The 16527-nt window shown below is 69.3% G+C and carries 13 protein-coding genes; 6 read left to right on the top strand and 7 right to left on the bottom strand.

Annotated elements, in window-relative coordinates; translation table 11 throughout:
* Positions 1–65: 65 nt before the first annotated feature.
* Together ABZ725_RS39830 and ABZ725_RS39825 are read left to right on the top strand one after the other, a co-directional pair.
* Positions 66–1883: a DUF262 domain-containing protein gene (locus tag ABZ725_RS39830; RefSeq protein ID WP_358807265.1), complete on the top strand. Its 1818-nt coding sequence runs from the start codon at positions 66–68 to the stop codon at positions 1881–1883.
* Positions 1880–2926, top strand: a complete 1047-nt coding sequence (locus ABZ725_RS39825; RefSeq protein WP_358807264.1) for a CBS domain-containing protein — start codon at positions 1880–1882, stop codon at positions 2924–2926. Before ABZ725_RS39830 ends, ABZ725_RS39825 begins: the two co-directional genes overlap by 4 nt.
* Positions 2927–2974: 48 nt before the next feature.
* On the opposite strand, the gene pglZ is transcribed toward ABZ725_RS39825, so the two are convergent.
* A complete protein-coding gene (gene pglZ / locus ABZ725_RS39820) occupies positions 2975–5890 on the bottom strand; it encodes a BREX-2 system phosphatase PglZ (RefSeq protein ID WP_358807263.1) in 2916 nt (971 codons plus the stop codon).
* The gene (locus ABZ725_RS39815; protein ID WP_358807262.1) at positions 5887–9774 is read right to left on the bottom strand and encodes a phage resistance protein; all 3888 of its coding nucleotides are present in this window, start codon (positions 9772–9774) and stop codon (positions 5887–5889) included. Before ABZ725_RS39815 ends, pglZ begins: the two co-directional genes overlap by 4 nt.
* 346 nt (positions 9775–10120) lie before the next feature.
* Between ABZ725_RS39815 and ABZ725_RS39810 the strand changes: the two genes are divergently transcribed.
* Together ABZ725_RS39810 and ABZ725_RS39805 are read left to right on the top strand one after the other, a co-directional pair.
* Positions 10121–10393, top strand: coding sequence for a type II toxin-antitoxin system Phd/YefM family antitoxin (locus ABZ725_RS39810; RefSeq protein WP_093774788.1), 273 nt, complete (start codon positions 10121–10123; stop codon positions 10391–10393).
* Positions 10390–10647 (top strand): Txe/YoeB family addiction module toxin, encoded by a 258-nt coding sequence (locus tag ABZ725_RS39805; protein ID WP_093774786.1) that lies wholly within the window; start codon positions 10390–10392, stop codon positions 10645–10647. Before ABZ725_RS39810 ends, ABZ725_RS39805 begins: the two co-directional genes overlap by 4 nt.
* A gap of 35 nt (positions 10648–10682) precedes the next feature.
* Here ABZ725_RS39805 and ABZ725_RS39800 read toward each other — a convergent pair whose 3' ends face one another.
* Both ABZ725_RS39800 and ABZ725_RS39795 read right to left on the bottom strand, forming a co-directional pair.
* Positions 10683–12812: a tetratricopeptide repeat protein gene (locus tag ABZ725_RS39800; RefSeq protein ID WP_358807261.1), complete on the bottom strand. Its 2130-nt coding sequence runs from the start codon at positions 12810–12812 to the stop codon at positions 10683–10685.
* Entirely contained in the window at positions 12809–13219 is a 411-nt protein-coding gene (locus ABZ725_RS39795; RefSeq protein ID WP_358807260.1) for a hypothetical protein, read from the bottom strand. The genes ABZ725_RS39800 and ABZ725_RS39795 overlap by 4 nt, the downstream gene beginning before the upstream one ends.
* Before the next feature lie 228 nt (positions 13220–13447).
* Here ABZ725_RS39795 and ABZ725_RS39790 point away from each other — a divergent pair, with 228 nt between their 5' ends.
* Both ABZ725_RS39790 and ABZ725_RS39785 read left to right on the top strand, forming a co-directional pair.
* Positions 13448–13717 (top strand): hypothetical protein, encoded by a 270-nt coding sequence (locus ABZ725_RS39790; RefSeq protein ID WP_358807259.1) that lies wholly within the window; start codon positions 13448–13450, stop codon positions 13715–13717.
* Positions 13710–14348, top strand: a complete 639-nt coding sequence (locus ABZ725_RS39785) for a DUF6879 family protein (protein ID WP_358807258.1) — start codon at positions 13710–13712, stop codon at positions 14346–14348. Before ABZ725_RS39790 ends, ABZ725_RS39785 begins: the two co-directional genes overlap by 8 nt.
* Positions 14349–14383: 35 nt before the next feature.
* On the opposite strand, the gene ABZ725_RS39780 is transcribed toward ABZ725_RS39785, so the two are convergent.
* The 3 genes from ABZ725_RS39780 to ABZ725_RS39770 all read right to left on the bottom strand — a co-directional run bounded on the left by ABZ725_RS39780 (position 14384) and on the right by ABZ725_RS39770 (position 16454).
* The gene (locus ABZ725_RS39780; RefSeq protein WP_358807257.1) at positions 14384–15232 is read right to left on the bottom strand and encodes a hypothetical protein; all 849 of its coding nucleotides are present in this window, start codon (positions 15230–15232) and stop codon (positions 14384–14386) included.
* 191 nt (positions 15233–15423) lie between these two features.
* Entirely contained in the window at positions 15424–15627 is a 204-nt protein-coding gene (locus tag ABZ725_RS39775; RefSeq protein WP_358807256.1) for a DUF397 domain-containing protein, read from the bottom strand.
* Positions 15624–16454, bottom strand: a complete 831-nt coding sequence (locus ABZ725_RS39770; RefSeq protein ID WP_358807255.1) for a helix-turn-helix transcriptional regulator — start codon at positions 16452–16454, stop codon at positions 15624–15626. The genes ABZ725_RS39775 and ABZ725_RS39770 overlap by 4 nt, the downstream gene beginning before the upstream one ends.
* Positions 16455–16527: the final 73 nt, after the last annotated feature.

Below are 16527 nucleotides of genomic sequence, written 5' to 3'. Positions count from 1 at the left end.
CGGTCACCCGGAGACGCTGCTGGAATCACTCTCCGTACATACGGCAGGGTGGGAGTGGGACGAACGTGGCGGCACTCGACAATGTGAAGCTCAAGGACGTACTCGCGGATGTGGCGTCGGGCTCCTTACAGTTGCCCGACTTCCAGCGGAACTGGAAGTGGGACGACGACAGGATCCGCGCCATCATCGCGACGGTGACGCTGGACTATCCGCTCGGCGTGGTGATGACGCTGCAGACCGGCGGCGCCACCCGCTTCCGCTCCCGGACGCTCACCGGAGCACGCCCGGACGGGGATCCGGCCGCGGACCTCCTCCTGCTCGACGGTCAGCAGCGGCTCACCTCCCTCTTCCAGGCCCTGTGGCTGGACGCCCCGGTGGAGACCGCGGACGCCCGTAACAAGCCCATCGAGCGGTGGTACTACGTCGACATCGCGAAGGCAGTCGGCCCGCCCGCGGATCGCGACGAGGCCATCCTGTCCGTCCCGGCGGACAAAGTGCTCCGCACCGACTTCAACCGCACGGTGGTGCTGGATCTCAGCACGACGGAGAACGAGTGTGCGGCCGGTGTCTTCCCTCTGCATCTCGTCTTCGACGCCCAGCGCGTGAACCAGTGGATGATGTCGTACGTCAAGGCGGACGAGGGCCGGAACTGGAACTTGTGGGGTCAGTTCGACGAGTTGGTTCTCCAGCAGGTCCGCGCCTTCCAGGTCCCGATGATCCGGCTGGCCGCCACCACCTCCATGGACGCCGTGTGCGCGGTGTTCGAGCGGGTCAACACGGGCGGCGTACCTCTGAACGTCTTCGAACTGCTCACCGCGACCTACGCCGGGGACCGCGAGTACGTGGACCTGACCGGGGACTACTACCAACTCCCCGAAGTGTGGCGGGAGATCAAGCAGGCGCTGGCGGCCAAGTACCCGGTCTTCGGCCGTCTGGACGGCGGCATCGAGAACGGGCTGAGCAGCATCGACTTCCTGCAGGCCATCGCCCTGGTACGCACCTGGGAGCGGAAGCAGTCGGGCACGGGGACGACGGTGTCGTGCAAGCGCCGGGATCTGCTGGACCTCCCGCTGGCCGACTTCGTCCGGCTGGCGCCGAAACTCGCGGACGCCTTCGCCTGGGTGGGCGACTTCCTGGAACGGCAGTGCATCGTCCGCCCGAGCGACCTGCCGTACAAGACGCAGCTCGTCCCACTCGCGGCCGTCCGTGCCATCCTCGACACGGCGCTGGACGGCCTGGGAGCGGAGGAGAAGACCGAGCAGTGGTACTGGTGCGGAGTCCTCGGCGAGATGTACGGCGGCTCCACCGAGACCCGCTTCACCCGTGACGTCGAGCAGCTCGTCCCCTGGATCGCGCAGGACGACCGAGCGCCCGACACCGTCACGGACGCGTTCTTCTTCGCCGATCGCCTCGACAGCCTCACCACGCGCAACAGCGCCGCCTACAAGGGCATCTACGCCCTGCTGGTCAAGCAGGGGGCGGTGGACTGGCACTACACGGACAGCCCGCTCAAGCCCGGCAGGCTGGACGAGTACGGCGTGGACCTCCGGCAGATCTTTCACAAGGCATGGCTCCGACGGAGCAACAGCCAGGGCCTGCCCACGAACTCCATCGTGAACAAGACCCCCCTGTCCTACCGCGCGGCGATGGACATGACCGGGGCGCCGGCGTCCTACCTGTCCACGATGGTCGCCGCGTCCGACATGCGCCCCGAGTGGTTCGACGATGTGCTCGCCACCCACCTCATCGATCCGGAAGCACTCCGCGACAACGACTACGAACGGTTCTACAACGACCGTTCCAAGCAGTTGCAGGACTTGGTGCACTCCGCCATGGGCAAGAGGACGATGCTCCGTGACCTCACGGAGGGCGACGCCCGATGACGACCACACCGAGCGGTCAGGACCTCGCCGCGTTCAAGGGCAGGACCGTGCCCGTGCAGGACATTCTGGACCTGTTCCAGGTCAGGGTCCGCGACCACCGGACGGTGCACCGCATCTCGCAGGCACTCACGGACGCCGGGCTGACGACGCTGCCCGACTTCGCCGTCTGCGGCCAGCGCAGCAACGTCGAGGTGGTGCCGCTCGCGTCCGTCCCCGCGCAGGCCGCCCCCGCAGACGTGGAGGACGACGAGACCGACGAGGCCCTGCCCTCGACCGCCCTGCCGCAGCGTCTGCTGCTCGGGGACATCCCGTCGGCGCGGCGAGGTCTGGTGTCCGTCGGTCCTGGTACGCCTCTGGCGCAGACCACGTTCCTGATGCGCACGAAAGGCCTCGCGCAGGTCCCGGTGACCACCGGCATGGCGCAGATCCACGGGGTGGTCACCTGGGGGTCCGTCGCCAAGATGTACGAGGCGGGCAAGCAGCCGACTCTGGACAACGCGATGGAGAAGGACTCCCTTCCGGTGGCCGACACCCGCCAGGAGTTCTTCTCCGCCCTGCCGGTCATCCGCGAACACGGCTACCTCCTGGTCCGGGGCGACGACGGCTGCCTCTCTGGCATCGTCAGCGCCTCAGACGTCACGGACCGCTTCGAGGGCGCGGCACGACCCTTCTTCATCGTCGGGGAGATCGAGTCTCTGCTGCGCCGCTGCCTGGGCGCAGCGCTGGACGAGGAGACCATCAAAGCCGTTCAGACGAACAAGAAGGCCGAGCACCGCACCGGCCAGGTCTCCGACCTCATGTTCGGCGACTATCTGAAGCTCCTCGATGGCGACCAGACGAAGACATCACTGGCCGAAGCCGCCGACGCCAACTGGGAAGCCCTCAAGTGGCCCAACATGCCCAGGGAGCAGTTCATCGGCCGTCTGAAGCAGGTGAAGGACATCCGCAACCGGATCGCACACTTCGACGAGAAACCGCTTCCGCAGGAGCTGCTCGACGAACTGACGACTTTCGCGAAGCTGCTGCGGGCGTTCGTGGCCTGAGGCGTCCGGGGCGCCTCCAGGTGAACACCAGAGGCACCCCGAATCCTGTCAGCCCGTGCGGAGGGCGAACTGCTCACGCAGCAGCCCCTCGTGGAGCCGTAGCGTCCGCCCGTCCGGCAGGGTCTCCAGCACCTGTACACCGTCGTAGTTGAGGAGCTGCCGCAGGACCGCCGCGAAGCCGTCGCCACGGGTGGTGGGCATGCCCGCGCGTTGGGCCAGCGCGGTCACGGGCAGGGTGCCGCCCGCGTCGAGCAGGGCGGTGAGGGCCTTGTGGACCTGCTCCTGCTGCGGCTTGCGGGCCAGACCGTCGAGTTGCACCTGATACGTCTCGGAGTCGAGCAGCGCCTTCACGAGCACTTCGGTCCGGGAGACGAGGGTCGGTGTGAGCAGGGTGTCGTCTCCTCCGGCGGTCAGCGCCACGTCGAACAGCGCGTCGGGCAGCGACTCGGGTTCGGGGTGCTTCTTGCGGGGTTTCGCCGTCCCCTTCCTGGGAGCCGCGCCGGCCGACTGAGCCGAACGCTCGCCCGACACCGGCCTGCCCACTTCCTCCGGAGCCCACCAGGGTGGCCGTTGGTCTCCCAACTCCCGCCACCCCTTGGGCGGTTCCGCCCCGAACGGCAGGAAGGCGAGCACCGGAATGGTGAACTCGGCAATGGAGGCTCCGCCGTGGTAGCCGGCCTTGAGGGCGGTGTAGCGGGAGTCCGCGTCCCAGAGCGCGACGATGGACGCGCCGGGCTCGGGCCAGACCACGCGCGGCCCGGAGAGCGCGATCTCCCGTTCGCCGAGCGGGCCGCCGGGCAGGCGGTGGCGCGCGGACGCGGGCTCCGTGGCCGCGTCGGCCTTCGTTCCGTGCCGGTCGACGACGTGGCCGTGGTCGCTGGTGACGATGACCGCCATGCCCTGGGCCGCCGCCACCCGGAGCAGGTCGCGCAGGCCGGGTACGTCGTCGATACGCCAGGTACCGTCGCCGAGTTTCTGTTCCTTGGCGAGGCGGTCGTCGATGGCGTTGAGGACGACGGCGACATGGGTCCTGCCGTCGGTGAGCGCTGCCGTGAGGGCGGGACCGAAGGTGTCGCCCGCGGTCTCGGTGCGAAGGTCGTCCTTGTGGAAGACGGCTGCCGGTGCCCCGCTCCACAGCTTCAGCGCGGGGAAGAGCCTCTTCTCGTCGGCCTGGGTGCCCTTCATCAGGGTGCCCGCGAACAGCGACGTCCGGGACACGGCCGTCACGGTGGGGAGGGCTGCGGCCATCGCCCGCCGACGCGGAGTGTCCTCGGCCAGCGGGTCGAACTCCGCCCAGGAGCGGCGCAGTTCCTCGCCGAGCTCGTTCGCTATGGCCGCGCTCATGCCGTCGAGCACGAGCAGCAGCACCCGCCGCTCCTCCCCGCGCCGGACGACGGGTCCGACCACCCGGTCGAGGAAGGTCTCGACGGTGAGCATGCTGCGGGGCGGGGTGCCGTCCTGTGTCCAGCCGGCCAGCGCGCGCGCGAAGGACGCGTCGATGTGCCGCCGCCGGTCCCTGACGCGCGCGCCGAGGGTGTCGTAGGCGGTCTTGAGAGCAGAGTCCGGGTCTCCGCCGGCCTCGATGTGCTCCAGGGCGAGGTCGGCCCAGCCGATCTCGGCGATGTGGCGCTTTATGGCGTCGCCGACGGAGGGTGCGTCGGCGGACGGTTCGGTGGCCAGCCAGAGGGCGAGGCGCTGCCCCATGCGGGCGCGTTCGATGCGGGCGGACTCCTCCGGGTCGGTGGCGAGCCGGTGGTCCGCGAGCCGTCGCACGGCCTCCGCGACCGCAGCCGTGTCGCCCGCCGCGAGGGACTGGCCGACGGCGGTGAACCGGGCTTCCAGTCCGCCGCGCAGGACGGGGCTCGCCGCGACGGCCGCCTCCGCGCCGAACTGGCGGGCCAGGACGGCGGCCCTGTCGAGCACGATGCCGCTGGTGCGGCGCGCCTCACGGGCCTGGTCGGCGTCGGCGCCACCGCCCCGGTGTCCGGCCGTCAGCAGCGTGCTCACATACTCCTCGGCTGACCGGCCGAAGACGCCCACCAGGGCGTCGAGTTGTTCGCCGACGGCCGGGGGCTGGTCGCCGAAGTAGCGTTCGGCACGGCCCCGGGCCTGATACGTCTCGGGAGTCGGCTCGGCGTGCCGCCACAGGGCCTCGCATACGAGGCCGAAGGCGGCGGCGTCCGCGCCGCGCTCGGCGTCGACGAGAGCGAGAAGAGCGCGTCCGGCGAGACCGGCCTGGTCCTCCTCGTCGAGGAAGGCGGTCAGCCCGGCGCGCTCGGGACCCCGCAGACCCAGCAGCCGCTCGGGGGCTCCGGGCCGGGTCGACCAGTGCAGCAGGGTCTGTGCGCCGAGCCGGTCCTCGCCGGGGCGTCGCGGGCTGCCCTCGGTGTCGTAGCGGCCGAGGCGCAGACGGCGCTGGGCGAGCGCGGTGAGGGCGTACTGCCTGGACAGCCAGCCACCGGGCACCGGCGGCCAGCCACCGGGCGGGGTGGCGTCGAGCAGGGCTTCGGCGGCCCACTTGACGTCCTTCAGGCGCGGGTCGATCTGCCGGGCGCCGAACGCCTCCCGCACGACGTCCCAGCTGTCGACCATGTCGATGCGCTGCTTGTGGACACGGGCGACGATCGCCGGGTCGAGTTCGTTCTGTTCGCGGTCGGTGAGGACGACCAGGACGGAGGGGCCGGGGCGGCGGCCCGTCAGGTGGTCGAGGACGAGTTCGTGGACGGCGAGCGGTGAGGGCGCCACCGCGACGCCGGCCGTCCGGCCCTCACCCCAGGCGGGTTCGGCGGGCCCGTCCCACTGGAGCGCCGACCGCAGCAGTACGACCCGGCGCCTGCCCCCGCCGTCTCCGGTCGGAGAAGCGGTCAGAGCGGCGGTGAGGGAGGTCTGAGAGGACAGGTACTGGGTGACGGTCGCGGTGTTCAGCCGGACGGCGCCTGGGGCGGCGGCGACGGTGTCCGTCATTCGACGACCTTCCAGGTGATCTCGATGGTCGCGTCGGGGTGGCGTGCGGCCAGTTCGGACAGTTCCGCCTGGAGGTCGGCGGCGGCGCGTGCCACGGTCGTACGGCGGCCACCGGACGTCCGCGCGGAGCCGCTGCCGGAGGAAGCCGGTGTGGGGGTCTCCTGCGGGGCGTAGGGGATGCGCGGGTCGCTGGTCGGTGTGTTCAGGGACAGGTCGTCGGCCGTGGGCTGCGGCGCGACGGGCGCGGGCGGCGGGGCGGCGGCCTGGCTGCGCTTCACCAGGGCGACGACCTCGCGCTGGGTGCGGGCCAGGGCGTCGCGCAGGTCCGCGGTGCGCTGGTCGTCGCGGGCGACGTTGCGCAGCGAGTCGAGCAGTGCCGCGCCCTCGGGGCCGAGTCCGGCGGCGAGTTCGAGGGTGCTCCAGGGCGCGGAGGCGACGGCCTCGGCGACGCTGCGGGCCTGCTTGATGGAGGTCCCGTACCGGTCGGCGCTGGTCTCGCCGAGGTCGAAGGAGGCAAGGGCCTCCACGGTCTTCTTGGCCCCGGCCGCGCCCTTGCCGGCCTCCGCCGTGAGCGCGTCCAGCAGTTGCAGGGAGCGGCGGGCGAGGGCGAGCCGTCCGGCGTCGGCGGTCTGATCGAGGCCGAGGAAGGAGACGTGGGCCTCCAACTGGTGCACGAGGTCCGCCGCGTGGTCCCGGTGGGCGCGGGCGGCCTCGATGATCTGGCGGGCGAACTGGTTGACCATCCGGCCGCGCCGCAGGGCAGGAGCCTTCTGCCCGAAGATCGTCTCGAAGCGCTGCCGGGCGGTGTCCCAGTCGGACTCGGCGGGCAGCGGCTGGCTGCGCAGCGCGTCATGGTCCTTGATCGCGGACAGTTCGGGCGCGGGGTCGAGGACGGTGCCGCCGCGCACCCACACCCGGTCGTCCATCTCGGCGAAGGCGGCGACGACGAGCCGGGCGAGGAAGTCGGGCAGGCCGCGCGGGTCGGGCTTGTCCGTCCAGTCGGTCAGGGTGATCAGGGACAGGTCTCCGGTGACGCCCTGGGCGCTGGCGAGCTGGCGGAAGTGGTCGGCCCAGTAGCGGGACAGCTCGAAGTACGCCTCCTTCTGCTGCCCGAGGCGCAGGGGTCCGGCGATCCGCTGCATGAGCTTGCGGTCGGCGGCCGGGATCTCCACCCGTCCGTCACGCGCTTCCGCGGCGGACCGGACGTGGGTGAACACCTTCTTCGTATCGATCGGCTTGACGGCGGTGCCGGTGCCGTCGGGGTCGAGGTCGGGGTGCGCCGGGTACTGGTGGACGAGCAGCTTGCCCGCGACGTGCCGGATGCCGTCGTGCAGGCTCTGCCCGAAGGACAGGGTGAGGCCGTCCACATCGGGCAGCGGGACGAGGTGGTCGTCGAAGTCGGGCACGACGTCGGCGGCCTGCTTCTGGGCAAGCCCGTAAGCCTGCTTGAAGGCGCCCTTGACCTGCTTGAGCAGAGCCTCGCGCTGGGTTTCGAGGAGCCCCTTGGCACGGCTGCGGTTGTCGGCGTTGAGGTGGCCGGCGTACTGGGTGTCGAAGCGGTGCTCGTCGGCGAGGGCCTTGTCGATGACGACGAGCCGCCGGAAGTCGGCGAAGCGCTGCGCGGACAGATGGGCGGGCAGCCAGGCGACGATACGGGACCGCTCGCCCTGCTGTCGCTCGCGCAGCCGCCGGATGCGGTTGACGTCCTCGACCGGACCCCACTCCCCCTCGTCGAAGGGGAGGTCTATGGCGATCCGCCAGCGGCCGTCCTCCTGCGGCATCAGGTCGTGGTCGGGCAGTTCGTCCTCGTCGGCGACGTTGCCGAACACGATCTCGGCGGTGCGGGAGGTACCGCGCCAGGTGAAGCCGAGCTGGTCGCTCAACTGCCCGTGCTCGACGCCCAGTTCCTCGGACAGCAGACGCCGGGCGAGGGCGACCCGGTTGCCGGGGTTGTCGTTGACCTGGGCGTTGGCGATGACGGAGTCGACGTCGACGCCGGACAGCTCCAGCCGCACGCCGGGGTTGGCGTCGGTGCCGGTCTCCTTGATCTCGGGGAACCTGGCCGCCCACTCGGCGACCTTGTTCTTGATGATGCCGACCTCCGCGCCCGGGATGGGTGCGAGAACCGACCCATGGTTGAGCGCGCCGAGCCGCCGGACGGTCAGCTCGGCCAGCGCGGGCACGCTGGGTGCGAGCGCCGACAGCAGCAGGGTGCACACGAGCCGGTTGTCGCCGACGAACATGCGGCAGCGGTTGAGGCGCTGCGGATCGGTGATGGCCTCGGGCCGGTTGACGTACTGCTCGACGTCGTCCTCGGTGATGTCGTACGAGCTGAGGAGGTAGGGCCGCAGCTTGGTCTTGTAGAGCTTGTCGGCGGCCTCGAAGACGACCTTCAGGCTGTCGGTGAACGGCTTGTCGCCGCCCTTGGCGATCACCGGGTAGAGGTCGCCGACGGGGATGAGCTGCCCGAGCCGGATCTCGCCCCGGTGGTCGGCGAGGAGTTCGCCCATCAGCTTCAGACCGGTACGGGAGCGCTGCAGCGCGGACGAGATGTGGACGAGGGTGTCCATGAACGCCGGCGAGAACGGGTACGTCAGCCGGAACGACTCCGCGTCCGCGCCGGTCGTGCCCTTCTCCGAGCCGAGGAGGGTGTCCCAGACCTGTGTGCCGACCCGCTTGGTCTGCTCGAAGGCCGCGTCGATGAGCCGTTCCGCCTCTGCGTCCTTCGGCTTGAGGATGCGCGCGTGAGCGATCTGCGGGAGGTTGCGGTCCTCCAGGGTGATCTTGTCGAACCGGCCGGAGGCCAGGTTCAGGGTGTCCTGGATGGAGGCTTCCGCCGCGCCTGACACCTCTTCGCCGACGAGTTCACGCAGGTCGCGCTGGCGGGCGATGAACGACACGACGGGGATGGCGCGTCGGGCGTCGCCGCCCTCCACGAAGTTCGTGATCTTGCTGGCCTCGCGGGCCACGAACTTCTGCTCGTGGATCAGGGTCGCGAGCCAGAGGATCAACTCGTCCAGGAACAGGATCAGGCCGTCGTAGCCGAGCGACTTGGCGTGCTCGGCGATGACCGACAGGCCGGCGTCCAGGGAGATGAAGCCGTGCTCGTTCTCGACGGCGTTCTTGGCGAAGCCGGGGAAGAGGTTGGTGCTGGCGTCGTTGACCAACTTCGCGCGCAGTTCGGCCGGGGTGGAGGGGTTACGGAGGTTGAGCGGGGTGCCCCCCTCGTGGTTCTCCTCGGCGGCGAGGGCGGTGTCGAGGAGCTGCGGGGTCCAGCCGAAGCCCTCACCCCACTCGTCCGTTTCCCCGTCGGCCGCGTCGCCGCCGCCCAGGCCACGGATGACCGCCTCGTCACCGTAGGTGGCACGGTTGGCCCGGATGTCGGCGAAGAGGGAGTCGGTCCGGTACACCTGCGGGGTCGGCGCGTCCGGGTGCAGCTTCTTGACGTGCGTGACGTACCCGCCGAGCACCCGCTGTTCGAGGGCCTTCGCGCCGAGCATGTGGTAAGGCACGAGGAGGAACCTCTTGCCGTCCGTGGTCAGCCACTCGTGCTTGGTCAGCACCGGGTCGAACTCGGTACGGGCACGGGCGGCCGGTTCGCCGCTGAGCAGCGCGTACAGCACGGCCATGAAGTGCGACTTACCGGAACCGAACGAGCCGTGCAGGTAGGCCGCCTTGGAGCGGTGCCCGTCGAGCGAGGACTTGATCAGGGCCAGCGACTCGTCGAAGTTCTCCAGCAGCCGCTCGGTGACGACGTAGTCCTTGAGCGCGTTCTGGGCGCCTTCGGGTGTCGTCGCCTCGGCGAGGGACAGCACGAAGTCCGAGGTGGAGATGTTCTCTTTGATGTCGATGACATCGCGGAGGAGGGGCGGCTGCTGGGCCATTACCGGTCACGCTCTCCATCTGGTGGTCTCCGCCACCGCTCGTCCTCGATCGTGCGGGATGTCCGCTGCCTGTTCGGCCGACCAACGGGGACAGCGAAGCCGACCGACCACAGCGAAGGCGGGCCGCTGCCCACCCGCACCGGAAGCGTCCGGCCGCCGGGCAGGCGCTTACTCCCCCTTGCGCTGTATACCCGCCTTCATACTGATCGATCAACCGGCGGCCCTCGCACCCCTGGCCACCGGAATCAGATCGGGACTACTGAAGACATCTCGCTCCGCGACTCGTACCAGAATGTCGTACCATTGCAGTACCATTTTCCGGTACCACCAGGAGAGAGTGCCGCAGATGACCATAAGCGCCAGCGAGGCCCGCAAGGATCTCTTCCCGCTCATCAAGCGCGTCAACGACGACCACACCCCCGTGCGTATCAGCTCCAAGAACGGCGACGCGGTGCTGATGTCCGCCCAGGACTACGACTCCTGGCAGGAGACCGTCTACCTGTTGCGCTCTCCCGCCAACGCGCGCAGCCTCATGGAAGCCATCGCACGGGACCGGTCCGGCGAGACCGTGATCACCAGGACCATGGCTGAGCTGGAAGAGCTGGCGGGTGACGGGTGAGGAGCGTCCACTTCGACCCGGCCGGATGGGAGGACTTCCTGTTCTGGCTCAGCTCGGACCGTGCCATGGCCCGCAGGATCACCCGGCTGATCGCCGAGATCCAGCGCACCCCCTTCACCGGCATCGGCAAGCCGGAGCCTCTGAAGGGCGACCTGTCCGGCTACTGGTCACGCCGGATCGACGACGAGCACCGGCTCGTCTACCGGGTGGACGAGAAGGAAGTCAAGATCCTCAAGGCCCGCTACCACTACTGAGGCCACCGCTCCCCGTTGCGGCACGCGCCGTCACCTCATCGGCCCGATCGGTACGTGTCCAGGAGCCGCCGGCCCGCGACCGTGAAGGGGTGATCGGGGCCCAGGCCGCGTTCCCGTCGGGCGACGACATCGGTCATCAGCTCGATCGCCTCCTCCACATGGCCGAGCGCGGCCCGGGTCCGGGTGAACAGCTGCCGGGCCGCGAGCACGAACGGGTACTCCGGCCCGAAGCGCCGCACATACGCTTCGGTGACCAGCCGGATCTCGCCGTCGGCCTCGTCGAAACGGCCCAGGAGGTACAGCGCCCAAGCGTGGTTGTGCCGGGCGCCCAGCGTCATGGTGTGGTCGGGGCCGAGGAACCGATCGCATTCCGACGGCAGCGTGAGCAGTGTGCCGCCGTCCTCGGTGACCACTTCGGCGGCGGGCAGCATCTCCAGCAGGCTGGCGCGGGCCCGCAGGGTCAGCGGATGCGTGGGGCCCAGCGCCGAGCGCCGCCCGGCGACGGTGTCGCGGAGCAGCGCGACGGATTCCTCGCGTCTGCCGAGGTTCGCCAGCACGAGCTGGAGGCCGTAGCCGCTGTCCGTGGTGTCGGGGTCGTCGGCGCCGAACAGGCGCTCCTGGGCGTCCCGGACCCCGCGGAGCGCCGCCTCGGCCTCGGCGTACCTGCCCAGCCGGAACAGTGCCCGTCCTGCCCTGGAGCGGGCGGCGAGGACCGTACGGTGGTCCGCGCCGAGGTGTCGCTGCGCGAGGTCCGCCGCGGTGCGGGCGGTCTCCCAGGCGGAGAGGTAGTCACCGGTCCGGTGCAGGGCGACCGACAGCCGGGTCGCGACGGCCAGGGCGTCGGCGGCGGACGGCCTGCCGATGTGCCGCAGCAGGGCCAGCGCGTGAGGTACCAGCAGGCGCAGTCGCGGATCGTGCGGACCCGCGTCGGGTACGTCGGGCACGGCCGCGTCGAGCAGCCGGACAGCTGTGGTGTCGAGGGCGGGCACCAGGTCCGCGGGGGTCGCCGCCGAGACGCTGTCGAGCAGGATGCCGTGACTCTGTACGCAGCGCGCGCCGGCGGCGTCGACCAGCTCGGACAGCGACTGGTCGAGGAGAGCTCTGAGGGCTGTCTCGGTGCGGGCACGAGGCAGTACGGCACCGATGTCGGTGTGGTTGAGCAGAGTCAGCGGCAGCGGCTCGGCGGCGAACCGGGCCAGCAGTCTGAGCAGGGCAGCCGCTTCGGGCAGCCCGCGCACTTCGAACGCGTCGAGGGTCAGTTGCCAGGTCAGGCCGACCAGATGCCGGGGGTCCGCTTCGGACAGCGCGTCGGCTCCCCGGTCGATCAGCTGGACCCGTTGGTCCCCGTCGAGCTGGTCCCCGTAGGCGTCCATCGTCCAGGGGTCGATGACCTGGTGGGAGAGGAAGCCGCCCGCCAGGGTGAGGGCGAGGGGCAGCCGCCCGAGCCGGTCCGCGACGCGCGCCGCCTGCTCCGTCGTACCGCTGTGCGGTGCGAGATCGCGCAGCACGAGCGCGGCGTCCTCTCGGGGCAGTACGCCGATGTACTGCAATTCGGCGCCCGGCCACCACCGGGCCGCCGCGCGCCGTGTGGTCACCAGGACGGTGCCACGCGGGCTGGTGCGCAACCAGTTGCCGTCTCGCAGGATCTCCGGCTCGTCGGTGTTGTCCAGGACCAGTAACCAGGGTTCGGCGGAACGGTCGAGATACGTCCAGACGAGATCGGCGGCAGGTCTGAGGCCGTTGCGTGCGGCGAGCAGTTCGCCGTCGCCCGCCCCTCGGTCGGCGGCGACGGCGAGCATGCCGGCGCGCAGGCTCGCACGGTCGGAGGCGTTGACCCACAGGCCCACCCGGCCCTGTTCTCCGGTGACCTCCTGGAAGAGGGCGCAGGCGACCGCCGTCTTGCCCGAGCCGCCCATGCCGTACAGCACGTAGACCTGGCCGCCGCGCTCAGCCTCGACGCTCGCCCGCAGGTGTTCCATCACCTCGCTGCGGTCGCGGAGCGCGACGGGGGGCCGGCCGACCGCCGGGCGTCGCACCGAGTCCGGTCCGCCGCGCTCCGGCCCGTCACCGCCGTAGTGGTGGTGGTGCTCGCTGATGTGCTGGTCGCCCCGCGACTGGTAGACACGTCCCTGGTCCTCGGCGTGGCCGTCCGTCCCACCCGTCATCGCTCTGCGATGTGCTGGTCACGTCCCGCTTGGTAGACCCGGGCCTGACCGGACGCGGTGGCGTGCTGGGTGATCTGCCGGGCGGTCGAGCCACCGGGATCGAGTCGGTCCAGCAGCGCGCGCAGTTCATCGACGGCGGCGGGCCGGGCCACGAGCAGCCGCCGCACCAACCCCTGCCACTGAAGGCGCAGTTCGTCCAGGGTCTCCTGGTCGTCCGCCGCTGCGGCGGCCAGCACGTCCTCGCGACCGGCCTCCAACTCGGCGGCGACGGTCTCGGCGCGCTCGGGTTGCGTCCGGCGCCAGAGCTGTGTGATCCCGTCCCGCACATGCTGCCAGGCATCGGTCGCCATCAACGTGACCAAGGTGGCCCCCGCGCTCTGTGCGAGCAAGGTCACTTCTGAGTCCACAGCCGCCCCTCCATCCACCCGATTTTCCGACTGCACCGATGAAAAATGTCGCCTGTCAGGCGTTGACATGATTTTCTTTCCGATCAATATCATTCCAGCCCTGAGCGACATGAGACAAGGAGGAATCAATCCTCGCCATTACCCCAGTGGGCCGGTTCCAACACATCATCAGGCGGGCAAGATGCACGCTACAGTGAGGTGTCCTGACCGATCGAGGGGGCGACGGAAATGGCCAGGCCATGGGAAGCTGATCCGGACACAGGTTTCAAACAGCGCCTGGGAAAAACACCCCAGGAGCTCGGAATCACAACCGGAACTCCAGACTGTCCGGACATCTGGGAACTCGCCAACGGCGACATCGCCGTCATCGGCCGGGACCTCACCCAGTCACTCGGCAGGAACCTGCCGGACGGGGTCTCGATCGGGTCGGACGAATGCCTCGTGGTCATCCCCAGGAACATGCTCATCGCGGCGAAGCCGGACATCCCCAGTGTTTGACTCCTTCCCCAGCGGCACCTCCGAACGCCTGGACCGCCCCACGTACCACGCGGACCTGGGCCGGCTCTACACCAGCGGGATCGGCTTCCTCAACAAGCTCGAGCGCGGCCAGCACTTCAAGGAGCGCGGCTTCCCGAGCTGGGAGGCCTTTGCCGACGGCGACTGGGAGAGGGCGCTGTCCCTGGCCGACGAGAGGCGCGAGGACTACGCCCAGGAACTCCACCAGGCGTCGCGACTGGGCGTCACGCACCGCCGCCTTCGCGTCGTGGAATTCCCGATCACGCCGTATGTGCAATGGGAGTTGTTCGTCCTGCGTGTACGCGTGGACCTGGGCGACGACATCAAGGTTCTCGACGCGCACGATATTTCGAACATCGAGCGGACTCGCCGGGTTCCGGAAGTAGTGATTCTCGGCGATGTGGTCATGTATGAGGTCGTTTACGACGAGGACGGAAATGCGGCCGGAGCCAACCGCTACACCGACCGCACACTGATCCGGGAAACCAATGCCGGATTCGATGCGCTGTATGAGCGGGGTGAGGGATTCCGCGATTTCTTCGACCGGGAGATCCTCACCCTGGCCCCACCCGGGGTGTCCGGTGCTCCGACAGGCGGTCGCGGCTCGCGGTGATCAGCAGGGCGAGGTGACGAGCCAGCCCTCATGCGTCAAGTGGCGTCTGCACCGCGCGGTTCGACGTGGCCTGTGGCGAAAGGCCCGTGGTCTTCCACGACTTCGGCGTCCACGACCTCCCCATCCATCACTCGGTGCGACGGTTCCGCCAGTGGCAGGCTGGAGAGGTGCTTCTTGAGCCTCTTGGCCATCGGAAGGTAGGTCGCAAGAGTGAGCCCGCCGGAGACAACGGCCCCGACGACAGGGATGGCCTTCGAGACGCTCTTCGCGAAGGACTGCTTTGTCATCTGGACACCGAGGTAGGCCGCGACCTTCTTCACTATCGGGTAGATGACACCCTTGGTGAGAGCCTTCTGGGGCAGCTTCTTGGCGACCTGCTCCGCCATCATCCCGGCGACCTTCCCCACAGCGGCGTTCGCCGTCTGGGTGCCGAACATCACGCCGAAGAACAGGGTGAGGACCCCCATGGTCGCGTCATCGGGGTCATCGCCCTCGTCGGAGAACAGGTCGGGCCAGCTGTAGAGGTACGCGAGTTTCTGCGCGATACGCACCATGTGGCCGAAGTACTGGGCCAGGTCGGCGGGCACAGTGGCGGGAAGGGCGAAGATGCCGGGTATCCCGGCAGCGGCGGAGAGAGCGCTGACCTTGGCGGTTTCGTAACGGATGGAGTCGTTGGCCACCTTGTCGAGAACCTCGACGGTGATGCCCGCCGCAGCGGGCGTCTCTTCTATCGCTCTTCGGATGTCATCCTCGGAGCAGTGGCGAGCCAACGCACTTCGGAGGTACGTCTCCCTGTTGATACGCACACCCGGAAGCTTCGCTGCCGCCAGCAGCACCGCAGAGAAGCGCGACTCGGGGTTCTCTATGTCTTTGCCCTGTTTCATAACAGGAACCTACAGCGGCTCCACGCCCCAAGGGCCGCACTGCGTCAGCTCCGTTGGGGCCTTTGTGATGCGAGTGACGGTGGCGTGCGGGCTGGGTTTCTCTGGGCGGACGTTGATCGCGGTGGCGGCCGGCGCAGGGCCCTCGGTACGCATGTGCCCACCGGAAGGCCCTGCCCTCGGTGCCACCTCTGTCAGAGTGCCGCGAACTCCACGAAGGCGGCCCACGCCGTGGGTTGTACAGCTAGGGCGGCGCGGGTTGTGTCCTTCGAGTCGCGGACGTGGACCCTGGCGGGGCGGGTGGCGACCTCGACGCATTCGCCGCCGTTGCCAGCGCTGTAAGTGCTCTTGTACCAGGCCAGTCCGTCCAGGCCGAGCCTGGCGTTGTCCCCGCTCATCTCTCTCCCAACAGCTTCTCGATCAATGCACGTGATTCTGCCGGAGTGTGGGCCTGAGCGCGCAGAGTCCCGTACGTACGTTCAAGCTCCCGGACCCTCTGACGCTCCGTGTGTACACGGCTGTCGCCTTGCACCTCCGCGTAGCCGATCCTGCGCCCATCCTTCATCTCCATCAAGGTGAACGGACCAGCCAATCCAGCATGTTCCTGACGGGAGAGCGGCATCACCTGGATCTCCACGTTCCGCTTCTCCGTGATCAGCATGAGGTGCTCCAACTGGCCTCGCCAGACAGCCTCTCCGCCGAGCGGACGCAGAAGTACGGCCTCCTCGATCACGAAGCTCAGATGCGGCGCTGGGCGTCGGGAGAAGATCCCCTGCCGTGCCAGTCGAGCGGTCAACCTCTGCTCAACCACTTCCTCGTCCAACTCCGGTCGCCACATGGCGAAGACCGCCCGCGCATACTCCTCGCTTTGCAAGAGGCCTGGCACCGCCTGGGTGGCGTACACGTGCAGTACAAGCGCCTCGGCCTCCAACTTGGCCGCATCCCGGAAGAACGCCGGATACTGAGCCCGAGCCACCTCCTCCTTGCTCGCGCTCAACACACCAACTGCTTCCAGCACTTCATCCGCCTGGTCGATGAACTTCGGCGGCGGAATACGTCTCGCTTGCTCGAACGACGCGATCGTCGAGGCCGAGTACCCGGTCAGCGACCCGAGCCTCGCGCGGTCCATCCCCGCCCGCTCCCGGAACAGCTTCAACTGCCGCCCGAAGACGCACAGGATGCCCGTCCCGAACTCGTACTCCGGCTGTTGAACCTCGTCGTCCACGCCGCAGCTCCTCTCGTACAACCGCCCAGTCAGCCGACTCGGGGCCCGGGAACCGGTCACGCCCGACACCACG

Origin of the sequence: Streptomyces sp. NPDC006872, from assembly GCF_040635845.1 — a bacterium.
Taxonomy (GTDB): domain Bacteria; phylum Actinomycetota; class Actinomycetes; order Streptomycetales; family Streptomycetaceae; genus Streptomyces.
This window is presented reverse-complemented; position numbering and strand designations above follow the sequence as displayed.

What these genes read in the sequence shown, in the direction of transcription:
- ABZ725_RS39775 (WP_358807256.1), bottom strand. Translation starts at nt 15,627, where the DNA reads ATGAGCGGGGACAACGCCAGGCTCGGCCTGGACGGACTGGCCTGGTAC.
- ABZ725_RS39780 (WP_358807257.1), bottom strand. Translation starts at nt 15,232, where the DNA reads ATGAAACAGGGCAAAGACATAGAGAACCCCGAGTCGCGCTTCTCTGCG.
- ABZ725_RS39815 (WP_358807262.1), bottom strand. Translation starts at nt 9,774, where the DNA reads ATGGCCCAGCAGCCGCCCCTCCTCCGCGATGTCATCGACATCAAAGAG.
- ABZ725_RS39790 (WP_358807259.1), top strand. Translation starts at nt 13,448, where the DNA reads ATGGCCAGGCCATGGGAAGCTGATCCGGACACAGGTTTCAAACAGCGC.
- ABZ725_RS39810 (WP_093774788.1), top strand. Translation starts at nt 10,121, where the DNA reads ATGACCATAAGCGCCAGCGAGGCCCGCAAGGATCTCTTCCCGCTCATC.
- ABZ725_RS39825 (WP_358807264.1), top strand. Translation starts at nt 1,880, where the DNA reads ATGACGACCACACCGAGCGGTCAGGACCTCGCCGCGTTCAAGGGCAGG.
- pglZ (WP_358807263.1), bottom strand. Translation starts at nt 5,890, where the DNA reads ATGACGGACACCGTCGCCGCCGCCCCAGGCGCCGTCCGGCTGAACACC.
- ABZ725_RS39800 (WP_358807261.1), bottom strand. Translation starts at nt 12,812, where the DNA reads ATGACGGGTGGGACGGACGGCCACGCCGAGGACCAGGGACGTGTCTAC.